General features: G+C 63.9%; 16 protein-coding genes. 6 read left to right on the forward strand and 10 right to left on the reverse strand.

The features are described from left to right. Positions 1–143 precede the first annotated feature (143 nt). The 5 genes from NKJ11_RS28465 to NKJ11_RS28485 are packed head-to-tail and all read right to left on the reverse strand — an operon-like array spanning position 144 to position 4,373. Positions 144–917, reverse strand: a complete 774-nt coding sequence (locus tag NKJ11_RS28465) for a LamB/YcsF family protein (protein WP_031212611.1) — start codon at positions 915–917, stop codon at positions 144–146. A 37-nt stretch (positions 918–954) separates the two neighbouring features. Further along, the gene (locus NKJ11_RS28470; protein ID WP_352794804.1) at positions 955–1,344 is read right to left on the reverse strand and encodes an acetyl-CoA carboxylase biotin carboxyl carrier protein; all 390 of its coding nucleotides are present in this window, start codon (positions 1,342–1,344) and stop codon (positions 955–957) included. Continuing rightward, complete coding sequence (accC, locus tag NKJ11_RS28475) at positions 1,334–2,707, reverse strand: acetyl-CoA carboxylase biotin carboxylase subunit (protein ID WP_023809522.1); 1,374 nt, start codon at positions 2,705–2,707, stop codon at positions 1,334–1,336. Before accC ends, NKJ11_RS28470 begins: the two co-directional genes overlap by 11 nt. Positions 2,708–2,712: 5 nt before the next feature. Further along, positions 2,713–3,162: an acetyl-CoA carboxylase biotin carboxyl carrier protein gene (locus NKJ11_RS28480; RefSeq protein ID WP_023809523.1), complete on the reverse strand. Its 450-nt coding sequence runs from the start codon at positions 3,160–3,162 to the stop codon at positions 2,713–2,715. 8 nt (positions 3,163–3,170) lie between these two features. Then, the gene (locus NKJ11_RS28485) at positions 3,171–4,373 is read right to left on the reverse strand and encodes a pyridoxal phosphate-dependent aminotransferase (protein ID WP_352442509.1); all 1,203 of its coding nucleotides are present in this window, start codon (positions 4,371–4,373) and stop codon (positions 3,171–3,173) included. 203 nt (positions 4,374–4,576) lie between these two features. On the opposite strand from NKJ11_RS28485, the gene NKJ11_RS28490 reads away from it, so the two are divergent. Further along, positions 4,577–5,755, forward strand: a complete 1,179-nt coding sequence (locus tag NKJ11_RS28490) for an NAD(P)/FAD-dependent oxidoreductase (RefSeq protein ID WP_352794805.1) — start codon at positions 4,577–4,579, stop codon at positions 5,753–5,755. A 106-nt stretch (positions 5,756–5,861) separates the two neighbouring features. Beyond that, entirely contained in the window at positions 5,862–6,515 is a 654-nt protein-coding gene (locus NKJ11_RS28495) for a GntR family transcriptional regulator (protein WP_023809526.1), read from the forward strand. A 46-nt stretch (positions 6,516–6,561) separates the two neighbouring features. On the opposite strand, the gene NKJ11_RS28500 is transcribed toward NKJ11_RS28495, so the two are convergent. The 5 genes from NKJ11_RS28500 to NKJ11_RS28520 all read right to left on the reverse strand — a co-directional run bounded on the left by NKJ11_RS28500 (position 6,562) and on the right by NKJ11_RS28520 (position 10,558). Continuing rightward, positions 6,562–7,011 carry a VOC family protein gene (locus tag NKJ11_RS28500; protein ID WP_023809527.1) on the reverse strand — a complete coding sequence of 150 codons (450 nt, stop codon included), beginning with the start codon at positions 7,009–7,011 and terminating at the stop codon, positions 6,562–6,564. A 20-nt stretch (positions 7,012–7,031) separates the two neighbouring features. Next, positions 7,032–7,811: an SDR family NAD(P)-dependent oxidoreductase gene (locus NKJ11_RS28505; RefSeq protein ID WP_023809528.1), complete on the reverse strand. Its 780-nt coding sequence runs from the start codon at positions 7,809–7,811 to the stop codon at positions 7,032–7,034. Positions 7,812–7,905: 94 nt separating this feature from the next. Continuing rightward, a complete protein-coding gene (locus tag NKJ11_RS28510) occupies positions 7,906–9,384 on the reverse strand; it encodes an aldehyde dehydrogenase (RefSeq protein WP_352794806.1) in 1,479 nt (492 codons plus the stop codon). 8 nt (positions 9,385–9,392) lie between these two features. Then, a complete protein-coding gene (locus tag NKJ11_RS28515) occupies positions 9,393–9,980 on the reverse strand; it encodes a thiamine pyrophosphate-dependent enzyme (protein ID WP_023809529.1) in 588 nt (195 codons plus the stop codon). 5 nt (positions 9,981–9,985) lie between these two features. Next, a complete protein-coding gene (locus tag NKJ11_RS28520) occupies positions 9,986–10,558 on the reverse strand; it encodes a thiamine pyrophosphate-binding protein (protein WP_023809530.1) in 573 nt (190 codons plus the stop codon). A 101-nt stretch (positions 10,559–10,659) separates the two neighbouring features. On the opposite strand from NKJ11_RS28520, the gene NKJ11_RS28525 reads away from it, so the two are divergent. The 4 genes from NKJ11_RS28525 to NKJ11_RS28540 all read left to right on the forward strand — a co-directional run bounded on the left by NKJ11_RS28525 (position 10,660) and on the right by NKJ11_RS28540 (position 14,722). Further along, positions 10,660–11,595: a LysR family transcriptional regulator gene (locus NKJ11_RS28525; RefSeq protein ID WP_127267891.1), complete on the forward strand. Its 936-nt coding sequence runs from the start codon at positions 10,660–10,662 to the stop codon at positions 11,593–11,595. 105 nt (positions 11,596–11,700) lie between these two features. Continuing rightward, positions 11,701–12,849 carry an acyl-CoA dehydrogenase family protein gene (locus NKJ11_RS28530; RefSeq protein ID WP_023809532.1) on the forward strand — a complete coding sequence of 383 codons (1,149 nt, stop codon included), beginning with the start codon at positions 11,701–11,703 and terminating at the stop codon, positions 12,847–12,849. Positions 12,850–12,858: 9 nt separating this feature from the next. Further along, positions 12,859–13,599 (forward strand): NAD(P)H-dependent oxidoreductase, encoded by a 741-nt coding sequence (locus NKJ11_RS28535; protein ID WP_023809533.1) that lies wholly within the window; start codon positions 12,859–12,861, stop codon positions 13,597–13,599. Then, complete coding sequence (locus NKJ11_RS28540) at positions 13,592–14,722, forward strand: CaiB/BaiF CoA transferase family protein (RefSeq protein ID WP_352442506.1); 1,131 nt, start codon at positions 13,592–13,594, stop codon at positions 14,720–14,722. Before NKJ11_RS28535 ends, NKJ11_RS28540 begins: the two co-directional genes overlap by 8 nt.

Below are 14,722 nucleotides of genomic sequence, written 5' to 3' on the forward strand. Positions count from 1 at the left end.
CACTTATCCACCCCAAGGTTGGGGCGCCCCGCTCACGAGTTTATAAACACCATTTACCCCCCGGGGCCCCCCCCCCCCGTTGGGGGGTTTTTAACCCGCCGGGGCCGGGCCCGTCCGCCCGGCCCGCGTAACCGTTCGGTCGCTTAGGCCGCGAACGCTCTGACCCTGACGCCGCTTGCCTCAAGCCGTCTCCTGACATGCGCGGCGATGGCGACGGCAGCCGGCGTGTCGCTGTGGACGCAGATCGAATCGATCGGCGTCCGCAGCATCTGCCCGGAAAGCGTCTCGATGGCGCCTTGCTTGACCATTCGGACGACCCGTTCGGCTGCCCTCTCGGCGTCGTGGATGACAGCGCCTTCCAGCTTGCGCGAAACAAGGAAGCCTTCCTCCGTATAGGCGCGGTCGGCGAATATCTCGGACCTGACCGTCAGCCCAGCGTCGCGCGCGATCCTGTCCTGGAAGCCGAGCGCAATGACCAGGCAGATCAGGCCGGGATCGACGGCCTTGACCGCGCGCGTCACCGCTTCGGCGACGCCACGATCGGTCTGGGTAAGATTGCCTAGCGCGCCATGCGCCTTCACATAGTGGATCGGGTGGCCGGCATAGGCGGAAAGCGCCTGCGCCGCGCCGATCTGGTAGGCGACCAGCCTTTCGATCTCATCCATGGAATGCGGAATGATGCGGCGTCCGAACCCCCACAGATCGGCGAAGCTCGGATGCGCGCCAACGGCAACGCCCTTGTCGCGCGCCATCGAGAAGGTGGCAGCCATGATCTCGGGGTCGCCGGCATGAAAGCCGCAGGCGACATTGGCGGAACTGACGATGTCGAGGATCGCCGCATCGTCGCCGAGCCTGTAGGCTCCAAAACCCTCGCCCATGTCGGAATTGATATCGACCTGCAATCCTTGGGCCGCCATGGCGCTTTCCTCAGTGGTTCGAACCATCGCCTTTGCTTCACACCAGCTCGTAGAGCGGCGTGCCGTAGCCGACGACCGCTCCGTCCTCGATCAGCGCCGCGCCCAGCACGCCGTCTACCGGCGCGAGCACGGCCTTCAGGCATGGGCCGACCTTCAGGACGCCGACCGTCTCGCCCTTGCGAACCACCTGGCCAGGGTCGGCAACCGGCCGACCGGTCGTTGGATGATCGAGACGGAACACGCCGACGCCGGGCGCGCGCACGCCTTTGAAGACCGTTTCGGCCTTCGGGGCTTCGGCCGCGGGTGTCGAGGGAACAACGGATTGCATGTGCAGGCGCAACGAAAAGCCGGCCTCCGACACTTCGATCTCGCCGATGCCGGCGCTAACACACCAGCCGGCCAGCCTTTCGAGCTCCTCAACCGTCATCGCCGCCTCGTCCCTGGAGCAGACCGCCTTCAATGAGACGTTCAAGATGATGGATATCGAAGCCGCCGGCGGCAAAGCCGGGCTCCTCCATCAGGAGGCCGTGGAGCGGCGCGTTGGTGGCGATGCCGACAGCCTCCATCTCGCCCAGCGCGCCGCTCATGCGCCGGATCGCCTCGGCCCGCGTCGCGCCATGCGCCAGCAGCTTGGCCACCAGGGAATCGTAGTGCGGCGGCACGGTGTAACCGGAGTAGAGATGCGATTCGACGCGGATTCCCGGGCCGCCGGGCGGCGTCCAGCGCTCGACCCGGCCCGGATGCGGGCGAAAGCTGTAGGGATCTTCAGCGTTGATGCGGCATTCGACGGCGTGGCCCTGGATGCGGATGTCTTCCTGGCTGAACGACAGGGCTTCGCCCCGGGCGATGCGGATCTGCTCGCGCACGATATCGATGCCGGTGACAAGTTCCGTGACGGGATGCTCCACCTGCACGCGGGTGTTCATCTCGATGAAAGAGAAGCGCCCGTCCTCGTAGAGGAATTCGAACGTGCCCGCGCCTGTATAGCCGATGGTTAGGCATGCGTGGGCACACAGCTCGCCGATCTCGGCAATCGCCTCGCGGGCGATGCCGGGCGCCGGCGCCTCCTCAATGATCTTCTGGTGGCGGCGCTGCATGGAGCAATCCCGCTCGCCTAACCACACCGCCTTGCCATGCTTGTCCGCCAGAATCTGAATCTCGATATGGCGCGGGTGCTCAAGGAATTTCTCCAGATAGACTTGCGGGTTGCCGAAGGCCCGGTCCGCCTCTTTCACCGCCATCGAAACGGCTTCCAACAGAGCGCGCTGCTCGCGCACGATGCGCATGCCGCGCCCGCCGCCGCCGCCCGCCGCCTTGACGATGACCGGATAGCCGATGGCCTCGGCAATGGCGCGCACTGCCTGCTCGTCCTGCGGCAGCGCCCCCTCCGACCCTGCAACGCAGGGAACGCCGGCAGCGATCATCGTGCGCTTGGCGGAGACCTTGTCGCCCAAGGTGCGGATCGCCGCGGCCGACGGCCCGATGAAGGCGAGGCCGGCATTTTCGACGGCCTCGGCGAAGGCGGCGTTTTCCGAGAGGAAACCATAGCCCGGATGGATCGCGCCCGCGCCGGTGAGTTGCGCGGCCGCGATGATCTCGGCGATATTGAGATAGCTCTCCGTCGCCGCAGCCGGCCCGATGCAGATCGCCCTGTCCGCCAGCGCGACATGGCGAAGGCTCGCGTCGGCTTCCGAGTGCGCTGCCACCGTCTTCAATCCGAGATCGCGGCAGGCGCGCAGGATGCGCAGCGCGATTTCACCGCGGTTGGCGATAAGGACGGTGTCGAACATCGCCGCTAGCCCAAATCTTCGAGAACGAACAGCACATCGCCGGACTGCACGGCGGCATGGTCGTCCAACGCGATCTGGACGATCCGCCCAGCGCGATCGGATTCCACGACGTTGAACGTCTTCATGGCTTCGAGGACACCGACCTTCTGCCCTTCCACGACCACATCGCCAACCGAAGCGAGCGGCGGTTCGCCTTCGGTGCCGGAACGGTAGAACACGCCGGTCAGCGGCGCGCGGATCGAATGCCGCGCGATGGGCGGAGCTGTCGAAGCCGGATTTGTGAAGACGGCAGGGCCGGCGGCTGACCCCGACTGCGGCGAAGGCTGCGACGCGGATTGCGCCAGCACCCCCTGCCTGGACATGCGGATACGAACGCCATCGCGCTCGATCTCCAACTCGGCAATGGGCGAACGCGAGACAAATTCGATCAGCTTCTGGACGAAGTCGAGATCCATCGCCGGCCCTACCGCAGCGCTTCGACAGCCTCGGCGATACGCCCGATCGCTTTTTCGATCAGGTCCATCGACGTGGCTATGGAAATGCGGAAATGCGGCGACAGGCCATAGGCAGAGCCCTGCACCACCGCGACCCGCGCCTGATCGAGCAGGTAAAGCGAGAAGTCGTCGTCGCTGCCGATAGGAGTGCCGTCCGGGCGGCGACGACCGATCAGGGCCGAGCAATTGGGATAGAGATAGAAGGCGCCCTCGGGCGTCCGGCAGGTGAGACCGGGAATCGCGCGCAGCAGATCCAAAGCGCGGTCGCGCCGTGCCTGGAATTCGAGCGCCCGAGGGCGAAGAAAGTCCTGAGGACCTTCCAGTGCGGCAATGGTCGCGGCCTGCGAGATGGATGACGGGTTGGACGTGCTTTGGCTCTGCACGGTCGCCATGGCGCGGATCAGCGGTTCCGGCCCGCCGGCATAGCCGATCCGCCAGCCGGTCATGGCATAGGCCTTCGACACCCCGTTCACTGTCAGCGTACGGTCCTTCAGCCTCGGCTCGACGCCGGCGATGGTATGGAAGGTTCGTCCATCGAACAGGATATGCTCGTAGATGTCGTCGGTCAGAACGTGCACATGCGGGTGATCGAGCAACACCCCCGCCAGCCCCGCAAGTTCGTCGCGGCTGTAGACGGCGCCTGTCGGGTTGGAAGGCGTGTTGAGAAGCAGCCATTTGGTGCGCCCGGTGATCGCGGCTCGCAGGGCTTGCGGTGTCAGTTTGAAGCCCTGCGGCTCCGTGCAGGGAACGACCACGGGCTTGCCTTCGCCGAGCAGGACGATGTCGGTGTAGGAAACCCAATAGGGCGCTGGGACAACCACCTCGTCGCCGGGGGCCAGCGTTGCCAGCAGGGCGTTGTAGATGATCTGCTTGGCGCCGCCCGCGACACTGATTTGCGAAGGCTTGTAATCGAGGCCGTTCTCGCGCCTGAATTTTCCGGCCACCGCCTTCTTCAGCGCGGCGGTGCCGTCGACCGCCGTATAGCGCGTCTCCCCCCTGCGCATCGCCTCGTAGGCCGCCTCGACGATGTGCGGTGGCGTTGGAAAATCCGGCTCGCCGGCGCTCAGGCTGATGACGTCGATGCCGGCCGAACGCATTTCGATTGCCCGCGCGGTGACCGCCATGCTGGGGCTTGGCTTGATGACGTCGAGACGGGGAGCGATGAGGCCCACGGGAAATCCTCGGCATGGCTGCCGCGACGTTGCCGGGCAGGTGATATCTGTTACAAATTGGATAATGTATTCTGTTTTTCACGTCAAACCTCTTTTTCTGCATCGAAGACCGGGTTATGTCTCGTTTTGGACGTGGACCGATAGAGGAAGATATCCAATCCTTGTCGCCGCGGATGATATTCGAGATAGGGAACGCGATTGGTATGGGCACAAACTATGATGTGGTGATCGTCGGCGGCGGCGTTGTCGGCAGCTCGATCGCCTACTTTCTGTCAGCCAATCCGGATTTCGATGGCAGGATCGCGGTGATCGAGCGGGACCCGTACTACACGGCGTCCTCGTCTTCCTTGTCGACCAGCGCCATCCGCCAGCAGTTCGGCACGGCGCCCAACATTGCCATGTCGAAGTTCAGCATCGACTTCCTGCGCCAGGTAAAGACGCGGCTTGCCATCGGCGACGAGTTGGCCGACATCGGCCTGCATGAGCCCGGCTACCTCGTGCTGGCGACACCCGAGCGGGCCGACGCGCAGCGTGCCAAGAACCGCGTTCAGCGCGGCATGGGCGTCGACGCCGAACTGATCGAGCAGGCCGATCTGGCGCGACGCTTCCCATGGCTCAACACGGACGATCTCGCCCTTGGCTCGCTCGGCCTTGGCAGCGAAGGCTGGTTCGACGGCCCCGGCCTGATGCAGGCATTCCGCCGCAAGGCACGCACGCAGGGCGTGGACTATCTTGCCGCGACCGTGACAGGACTGACCATGGCGTCTCCCGGCAAGGTTGGCGAAGTGGTTCTGGACAATGGCGACCGGCTTGCCGCCGGCGCGGTGATCAACGCGGCCGGGCCATGGAGCGCGGGCATTGCCAGGATGGCCGGCGCCGACCTACCGGTCGTCCCGAGCAAGCGATGCGTCTTCGTCTTCGAAACACCGGCAAGGATCGAGAACTGCCCCTTCATCTTCGACACAAGCGGCCTCTGGCTGCGGCCGGAAGGTCAGCTCTTCCTGTGCGGTATTCCACCGGTACGCGAGAACGACCCGGACGATTTCGGCCTGGATGTGGACTACGACCTGTTCGACGAGTTGATCTGGCCAGCACTCGCCTATCGTGTGCCAGGCTTCGAACAATTGCGCATGCTGCGCGCCTGGGCGGGGCTCTACGAGTACAACACCTTCGACCACAGCGGCATCATCGGCCGGCATCCCGAGATCTCGAACTTCGTCCTGGCCACCGGCTTCAGCGGCCACGGCATGATGCACGCGGCGGCGACCGGGTCGGGCGTCAGCGACCTCATTGCCTACGGCGAGTACCGATCTGTCGACCTCTCGGCCTTCCGCTACGAACGGATCGCTGGCAATCAGCCTATCGAGGAACATGTCTACTGAAGCGAAACGGGCGACATGGCATCGCAGTGACAACGGTGCTATGCGTCCACTTCTTCAATCAAAACGGCGCCAGTCAACAAACACGGCGGCCGCCTCAGGCTGATTCATGCTCGTACAGAAGAAAACCATCTCGACCCAGGTCGCCGATGCCATCAGGCAGAAGATCCTGATCGGCGAATACGAGGCCAACTTTCAGCTGCGGCAGGAGCATCTGGCCACCGAGTTCGGCGTCAGCCGAATTCCGGTGCGAGAGGCGCTGCATCAGCTTCATTCGGAAGGCTTCGTCACGCTGGTTTCCCACAAGGGCGCCGTCGTTACCTCCATTTCCCTGGACGAGATTCTCGAGCTCTACGAATTGCGAGCCCGGATCGAAACATGGCTGCTAGCCCTGGCCATTCCAAGGATGACGGAGGCAGACCTCGCGCTGGCCCGCGAGCGCGCAAAGCAGCACCAGGAGCAGGGCAAGACAGGCGAGTACTCGAACCAGCTCAACTGGAACTTCCACGCCGCGCTCTACGCGCCGTCCGGCCGCAAGGCGACGATCGAACTGGTCGGGCGCATCTACCAGCAGCTGGAACGCTACACGCGCATGATGGTGACGCTCACCGAAATCCAGGCCCAGTCCGACCGCGACCACTGGCAGCTCATCGACCTGTGCGAAGCCAAGGATACGCTGCGCGCCGTCGGCCTTTTGGAAATGCATATCATCACCAGCGGCAAATTCCTGGTCGACCGGCTTGAGGAATTGCGGGGCAGCTGATCAGTCGCCCCGTCTCCTTGTCCAGCCCCAATCCTTCGCGCGAAGATCATTTGCCGGGCAGATTGGTCGCCCGGGTCAGCAGGATCACGCCTGCCTTGTCGGCTGTGTCGTAGTAGGTGAAGCCGGTGCGGTTTTCCCGGCGCCCGCGCATCAGCACGGCAAGTCCGTCGGTTTTCGCCTTGGTTTCGGCTGCGTCCGCATCACGAACCTCGAAGCCGATATGGAAGACACCTTCACCCTTGCTGTCGAGATGAATTCGCTGCGGTGAAGGATCGCCGTTCGGCTGGCACAGCTGCAGCTGAACGTTCGGCAAGTTGCAAATCCGATATTGCATCGCCTTGAAACCCTCGGGGCTTGGGACCTGCAGTTCTTCGTATTCAGCCAGCGGCGGATAGGGCTCCCATGGCCCGATGCCGATGGAGTCGTAGTAGGCCTGCGCCTTGTCGATATCGTGCACGACGATGCAGATGTGATGCAGCTTTTCGAAATTACCCATGTCGTCACTCCCCATTCTTCTCACTCCTTGATCGGGACCGTATAGTTCAGCACGCGGCGCCCCCCGTCGGGGTAGATCGTCTCGCCGGTGATGTAGGAAGCGTCGTCGCTGGCCAGGAACGCCACGACCGAGGCGATCTCGGCTGCCGTGCCGAGGCGCCCGAGCGGTGTACGCGAAAGGACCGCCCGTCTCATTTCTTCCGAATCGATGAATGTCCCGTCCATGACCATGTCCGTGGCGATGGTGCCCGGGCCGACACCGACCACACGGATGCCATGGGGAGCGAAGGCGACGGCCGCGGTGCTGGTGACCTGGTTCATGCCGCCCTTGGAGATCGCGTAGGTGGCGACACGCGGGTTGGCGAGGCCCGAATTGATCGACGACATGTTGATGATGACGCCGCCTCCACCTTGCGCGATCATCTGGCGGGCGGCCGCCTGGGTGCCCATGAACGCGCCCTTCAGATTGACGGCGAGAACCCTGTCGTAGTCCGCCTCTGTGATGTCGAGAAAGTCCTGGACCGGAGCGATGCCGGCATTGTTGACCATGATGTCGACACGGCCGAACTTCGCCACCGCCGCTGCAATCAGCCCATCGATCTGTTCCTTCTTGCTGACATCCGTAACGACCGCCAGGACGCTGTCGGTGGTGCCGATTTCAGCGGCACATTTTTCTAGCTCCACGGCATTGATGTCGCCGAGCACGAGCTTCGCGCCTTCGGCCAAAAAGCGTTCCGCGCAAGCGCGTCCGATGCCGCGCGCCGCGCCTGTGACAACCGCCACCTTGCCTGCCTGTCTCATGTCCAATCCTTCGATCATTTGTAAGTCGGCCACCGTCTCAAGGAGTATGGGCCGAGCTTGGCTACGGATGGGGATTCTCCCACCGAAGCCTAGCCTAGCGGATAACGAAGGGATTGGCGGTCTTGCCGGCGGTGTCTATCCACACCGTCTTGGTCTGCAGATAGGAATTGATGGCATCCTGCCCGCTTTCGCGCCCGATACCGCTCCTCTTGTAGCCGCCGAAGGGCGCCATGTAGGAGACGGCACGGTATGAATTGATCCAGACCATCCCCGCCTCCATTGCGGCCGCGCCGCGCAACGCCCGGCCCATGTCGCTGGTCCATATTCCTGCCGCCAGCCCGTAGGGGCTGTCATTGGCAATGGCGAAAGCCTCTTCCTCGTCGTCGAACGGAATGACCGAAAGGATCGGTCCGAACACCTCTTCGCGCGCGATCCGCATGGTGTTGTTCACGCCAGTGAAGATGGTGGGCTCGACGAACCAGCCCTCGGCCAATTCACCCGAGGCCGGCTTGCCGCCGCCCAGCACGCAAAGCGCACCCTCGCGGCGCGCGATGCCGAGATAGGACAGCACCTTCTCGCGCTGGGCTTGCGTGGTGATCGGCCCGACCTGCGTCTCTTGCAGCGCCGGATTGCCCAGTCGAGCGCTGGCCGCCAGCGTTATGACGCTCTCCACGAACCGGTCGTGGATTTTGCGATGCACCAGCAGCCGCGAACCCGCGATGCAGGTCTGGCCACTGGCGGCGAAGATGCCTGAGATCGCGCCGTTGACCGCGCCCTCGATGTCGGCGTCGTCGAAGACGATGTTGGCCGATTTGCCGCCGAGCTCCAGCGTGACGACTTTTAGCTGTTCGGCAGCCGCTCGATAGACCGCGATCCCGCCAGGCTCACCACCGGTGAAGGCGATCTTGGCGACGTCGGGATGAGAGACGAGTGGCGCGCCGACATCAAGCGGCATGCCGGTAACGGTGTTGACCACGCCGGGCGGGAAGCCTGCCCGCGCAAACAGTTTCACGAACTCCAGCGTCGAGGCCGAGGCGTGTTCCGACGGCTTGATGACGACAGTGTTGCCTGCCGCCAGCAGCGGCGCGAGCTTCCATGTCAGGAGTAAAAGCGGCGAATTCCAGGGCACGATCGCTGCAATGACACCCAGCGGCTCGTGGCGGGTGAACGCGAACATGCCAGCCTTGTCGATCGGCAGCACCGCACCTTCGATCTTGTCGGCAAGACCGCCGAAATAGCGGAACCATTCCGGGATATAGCGCAGCTGTGCCGTCATTTCGGTGAGCAGCTTGCCATTGTCGCGCGTCTCGATGGCGGCAATGCGATCCGCGTTCTCCGCGATCAGCTCAGCCAGCCGCACGAGCAGCTTGCCGCGCGCGGTGGGCGTGATCCCGGCCCACTCCTTCGACGGGAAAGCAGCCTTGGCGGAGGCTACGGCGGCATCCACCTCGGCCTGTCCATCGCGCGGAATCAGCGCCCAGGGCCTGCCGGTGAACGGATCATGGCTCTCGAATGTATCGGCTGTCGATTGCAACCGACCGCCGACCGTGTTCTGGAAACTGACCAGCGCCATATCGGTCCTCAACAGGTGGTAAAGCCCAGATGGGCGCGAAAGCGGTTCTTGACCTCGACCGCGTCGCGCGGCGGCAGCGAGCGCGGCAGGTTCTCGGCGGTGATTTTCAGCACGAAAAGGCGCGGACCGTCGGCCGGATGCCGAAGCTCTTCACACAGCGTGTCGACCTCCTCCAGCGTACGCAGCTCGGCGGTCTTCAAAAAACCGCAAGCGGCCGCGACCTTGTCGAAACCAATGCCCTTGCCGGTATGGCTGGACTGCATGCCGGTCTCGCCGAAATGCTGATTGTCGAGCACGATCAGGTCGAGATTTTTCGGCCGCGCCACCGAGATCGTCGCCAGCGAACCGAACGCCATGAGCTGTTCGCCATCTCCGGTGATCACCATGACCCGCTTCTGCGGCTGGGCCTGGGCAAGCCCCAGGCCGATCAGCGCAGCACCGCCCATGGCGCCCCACAGATAATAGTTGTCGTTGCGGTCACCGGCAGCATGCACGTCGTAGCTCGGCGAGCCGAGACCGGTCACGACCAGGGCTCCGTCGCGGGCGTCAAGCAGCTTCTTCACCGCAACCCGGCGGTCCATCGTCGGTAAATTCATGTCGCTCACCACTTCTTCTTGCCGAGCAGCCGCTGCCCGATCAGCACGGCAATCTGCTGGTCGGCGTCGAAAGCCATCAAGGCTGCCTGCGCCACCGTCTCCACGAGATCGGGACCGGTCTCGGCGCGCAGCACCCTGAGGCCGATCGCCTTCAGCGAGGCCTCCGTCGCCTGCCCCATTGGCACCTGCCACGGATTGAACTCGGCCCACTCGCCTCGCATCGTCACCAGGACGAGCAGGGGAAAGCGCGCCTGCACGGGAAGCGACAGCATGTTGATGCAATTGCCGACGCCTGAGGATTGCATGAGCACGACGCTCCGCTTGCCGCCGAGCCAGGAGCCTGCGGCAATGGCGATGCCCTCCTCCTCCGTCGTCAGCACATTGGTGACAACCTCGGGATCCGTGCTGAAGCGCTCAATCAATGTGGTGTGGCCTGCGTCGGGCACGTAGGACATCTGGCTGATGCCGGCGGCCTTGAGCACGTCATAGACCGGATCCGGCCACTGCTTTTCAGACGCCGCCGGAGCGGCTGCAAGTGCTGCCGCTTGCGGATGTTTTGCTTCTATGCTCGCCGTCACCTTGGACCCCCGGGAATTTGGATTGGAACCAGGTTACCTCGGCTGTCCAATCTAATCTTCGTCCCTTTATTGTGATCAGATATAATGATATTCGATAGCTCATGGAGTTATCGCAGCTACGCACGCTCATCCACGTCGCCGAACTCGGCAGCCTCAGCAAGGCCGCCGACCGGCTGCACATTGCGCAGCCGGCGCTCAGCCGGCAGGTGCGCATGCTGGAGGAGGAATTGGGCTTTGCCCTTTTCCTGCGCCATGGACGCGGCATGGTGCTGTCTGAGCAGGGCAAGGAGGTGCTGGCGCACGCCATGCGCGTGATGGCCGAGATCGACGAGATCCGCGCCACGGCCACGCCCGCCGATGCGCCGCTAACCGGCGAAGTGGCCATCGGCCTGCCGCCCACCGTTGCCGACATTATTTCGCTACCGCTGGCGGCCGCCTTCGGCAAGGCCCATCCCAAGGCCAAGCTCAGGCTTGTCAGTGCCTACACCGGCTATCTGCTGGACTGGATGCACCGCGGCGAGGTGGACGTTGCGGTGCTCTACGACCCGCGCATGGCGCGTTCGCTGCGCTCGCGCCCGCTGCTCCTGGAAAACCTGTTCCTGATCGGACCGCCGGACGCGGGTTTTTCAACCGTGCGCGCCGTATCGTTCGCCTCGCTCGCGGGCAAGCGCCTGCTGCTGCCCAGCATCAAGCACGGGTTGCGCATCATCGTCGAACGCTGCGCCACGGATGCCGGCATCACGCTCGATGTCGGCATCGAAGCGGACTCATACTCCGCGCTGAAGGACCTAGTGCGCAACGGCCATGGCTGGACGATCCTGCCGCTCGCTCCTATCCATGCCGACGTGACCGCCGGGCTGCTCACCGCCGCGCCGTTGATCGATCCGGTGCCCGTGCGCCGCCTGATCCTTGCATACCCGGCGGACCGGCCTGCCTCGCGGCTGGCGCGGTTTGCCGGACAAGCGATCGAGGACATCGCCAAGGATCTTGTCGGGCGGGCCGTCTGGGTTGGCCAGCTTCTCGGTCCTCCGCCATAAGCATTTGAATTTCGTTATATCTGCTCACGCCTGCCTTGCATTGCGGATAGGGCGTCGAGGCGCGATAGTGAGGCCTGCAGCAAGACGAAAAGCCGGACAAACCTCATGGAACACTACCAGGACATTCGCGATGCCGTCGCCAGGTTGTGCGCGCGCTTTCCCGGAGAATACTGGCGCGCACTCGACAGGGACATGACCTACCCCGGTGAATTCGTCGCAGCGCTGACGCAGGCCGGTTGGCTCTCGATCCTGATCCCGGAGGCCTATGATGGCTCGGGCTTGCCGCTTTCGGCCGCCGCTGCCGTGCTGGAGGAAATCCAGCGCGCCGGCTGCAATGGTGGCGCCTGCCATGCCCAGATGTACACGATGGGCACGCTTGTTCGCCACGGCTCGGAAGCCCAGAAGCAGCGATATCTGCCGAAGGTCGCCACAGGAGAATTGCGCCTGCAGGCCTTCGGCGTCACGGAACCGAGCAGCGGCACCGACACCGGCGCGCTCAAGACTACTGCTCGCCTCGACGGCGATCATTTCGTGGTCAAGGGCCAGAAGATCTGGACCAGCCGTGCCGAGCATTCCGATCTGATGCTGCTGCTGGCGCGGACCACGCCGCTGAAGGACGGCATGAAAAAGACCGACGGCCTCTCCGTCCTCATCGTCGACATGCGCGAAGCCGTCGGCAACGGCCTCACAATCCGGCCGATCCGCACCATGATGAACCATGCCACCACGGAAGTCTTCTTCGACGATCTGCGCGTGCCGGTCGAAAACCTGATCGGCGAAGAGGGAAAGGGATTCCGCTACATCCTCTCGGGCATGAACGCCGAGCGTATCCTGATTGCCGCCGAGTGCATCGGCGATGCGAAATGGTTCATCGAAAAGGCCAGCACCTACGCAAAGGAGCGGCATGTGTTTGGCCGGGCAATCGGCCAGAACCAGGGCATCCAGTTCCCGATCGCAAGGGCCTACGCCAACATGCGCGCAGCTGAATTGATGGTGCGCCAGGCGCTGAGCCTCTACGAGGCCGGCAAGAACCCCGGCGCTGAAGCCAACATGGCCAAGATGCTGGCGGCCGACGCTTCGAACGAAGCCGCCAATGTCTGCATCCAGACTTATGGCGGGTTCGGTTTCGCTGAAGAATACGATGTCGAGCGCAAGTTCCGCGAGACGCGTCTCTATCAGGTCGCGCCGATCTCGACCAACCTCATCCTGTCATACCTTTCCGAGCACGTGCTTGGACTGCCGCGTTCCTACTAGGAGTCGTCCGTGAACGTCCTCATCGTCTACGCCCACCCGGAAGCAAAATCCTTCAACGGCGCCATGAAGGATCTCGCCGTGGAAACCCTGACCCGCGCCGGCCACGACGTGGTTGTCAGCGACCTCTATGCGATGGGCTTCAATCCTGTCGCAGGGCCGGGCGACATATCGGGCGAGCGCAACGATCCAGACTTCTTCAGCCTGCCGCGCGAGCAGACCGCCGCCTACGAGGCCGACGCACTCGCGGCCGACATAAACGCCGAGGTCGAAAAGGTGAAGCGGGCGGATTTCGTGCTGTTCCAGTTCCCGGTCTGGTGGTTCGGAATGCCTGCAATGCTCAAGGGCTGGGCCGATCGCGTCTTCGCGCGCGGTTTCGCCTATATGCCGGGCCGCAAATACGACACCGGCATGTTCAGGGGAAAGCTCGCCATGGTGGCCGCCACCACGGGCACGTCGGCCGACACCTACGCGCCCGATGGCATCGACGGCGACATCCTCACGGTGCTGTGGCCGATCCACAATGGTCTGCTGCGCTATTCCGGCTTCGACGTGCTGCCGCCCTTCGTCGCCTATATGCCGGGCCGTGTCGGCGACGATGGCCGCAAGGCCTATCTGGAAGCCTACCGCAAGAGGCTTGAGGACATTGATGGCACGCCGCATCTGTTCTTCCACGCAGCCGAGGACTACGGCAAGAACGAGCGGCTGAAGCCTGGTGTGCTGGCGCGCTCGGGAGTGCAGCGCAATGTCTGACGGCGCCCGCCCACTGGAGGGCCTGTTTGTCGTTTCGATCGAGCAGGCCGTGGCCGCTCCGCTCTGCACGGTCCGCCTTGCCGATGCCGGCGCACGCGTCGTGAAGATCGAGCGCCCGGAAGGCGAAACCGCGCGTCACTACGATTCCGCAGTGGAGGGCATGTCCGCTTACTTCGTCTGGCTCAACCGCGGCAAGGAGAGCGCGGTGCTCGACCTGAAGACCGAGCACGACCTGGCTCTCCTGCACCGGATGGTCGCGCGCGCCGACGTCCTCGTGCAGAATCTCGTGCCGGGCGCCATCGACAGGCTCGGCCTCTCGGCCGATACAATCGCGAAGGAGTTTCCTCGGCTGATAGCCATCAACATCGTTGGCTACGGGCAGGACACGCCCTACGCGGCCATGCGCGCCTACGACATGCTGGTGCAGGCCGAAAGCGGCATCTGCGCCGTTACCGGCACACCGGACACGCCGAGCAAGGTCGGGGTTTCCGCCGCCGACATCGCCACCGGCATGAATGCCCATGCAGCGATCCTCGAAGCCTTGCTCGCGCGCCAGAAGACTGGGCGCGGTCGCATTGTCGAGATTGCCATGTTCGACGCCATGGCCGATTGGATGACCGTGCCGCTGCTGCACTACGAATATGCGGGCCGTGAGACCCAGAGATATGGCCTGGCGCACGCTTCGATCTACCCCTATCGACCCTATGCCTGTCGGGATGGCAGCGTGGTCGTGTCCATCCAGCAGAACAATGAATGGAAGCGCTTCTGCACGCTCGTGCTGCAAAGGCAGGATCTGTTCGCCGACGAACGCTTCGCCACCAATGCCTGGCGGGTGGCCAATCGCACGGCACTCGACGCCGAGATCGAACCGATCTTCGCGGCAATCGACTGCGAAGTGGCTATAAACCGTCTCAACGAGGCGCAGATCGCCTGGGGCCGGGTGAGCGCAATGAACGACCTGCCGCACCACAAGGCGTTGCGCCGGACAGAGGTGGCGCTGCCGGACGGCAGGCGCATCTCCGTGCCGATGCCGGCAGGGCGGTCGGAGGGGTTCGCAACGGTCCCCAGCGTTCCCGCCCTTGGCGCCGATACGGACCGGATCCGGTCCGAATTCGCCGCCTGA

It is taken from the genome of Mesorhizobium sp. M0243 (assembly GCF_040321775.1).
Lineage (GTDB): Bacteria > Pseudomonadota > Alphaproteobacteria > Rhizobiales > Rhizobiaceae > Mesorhizobium.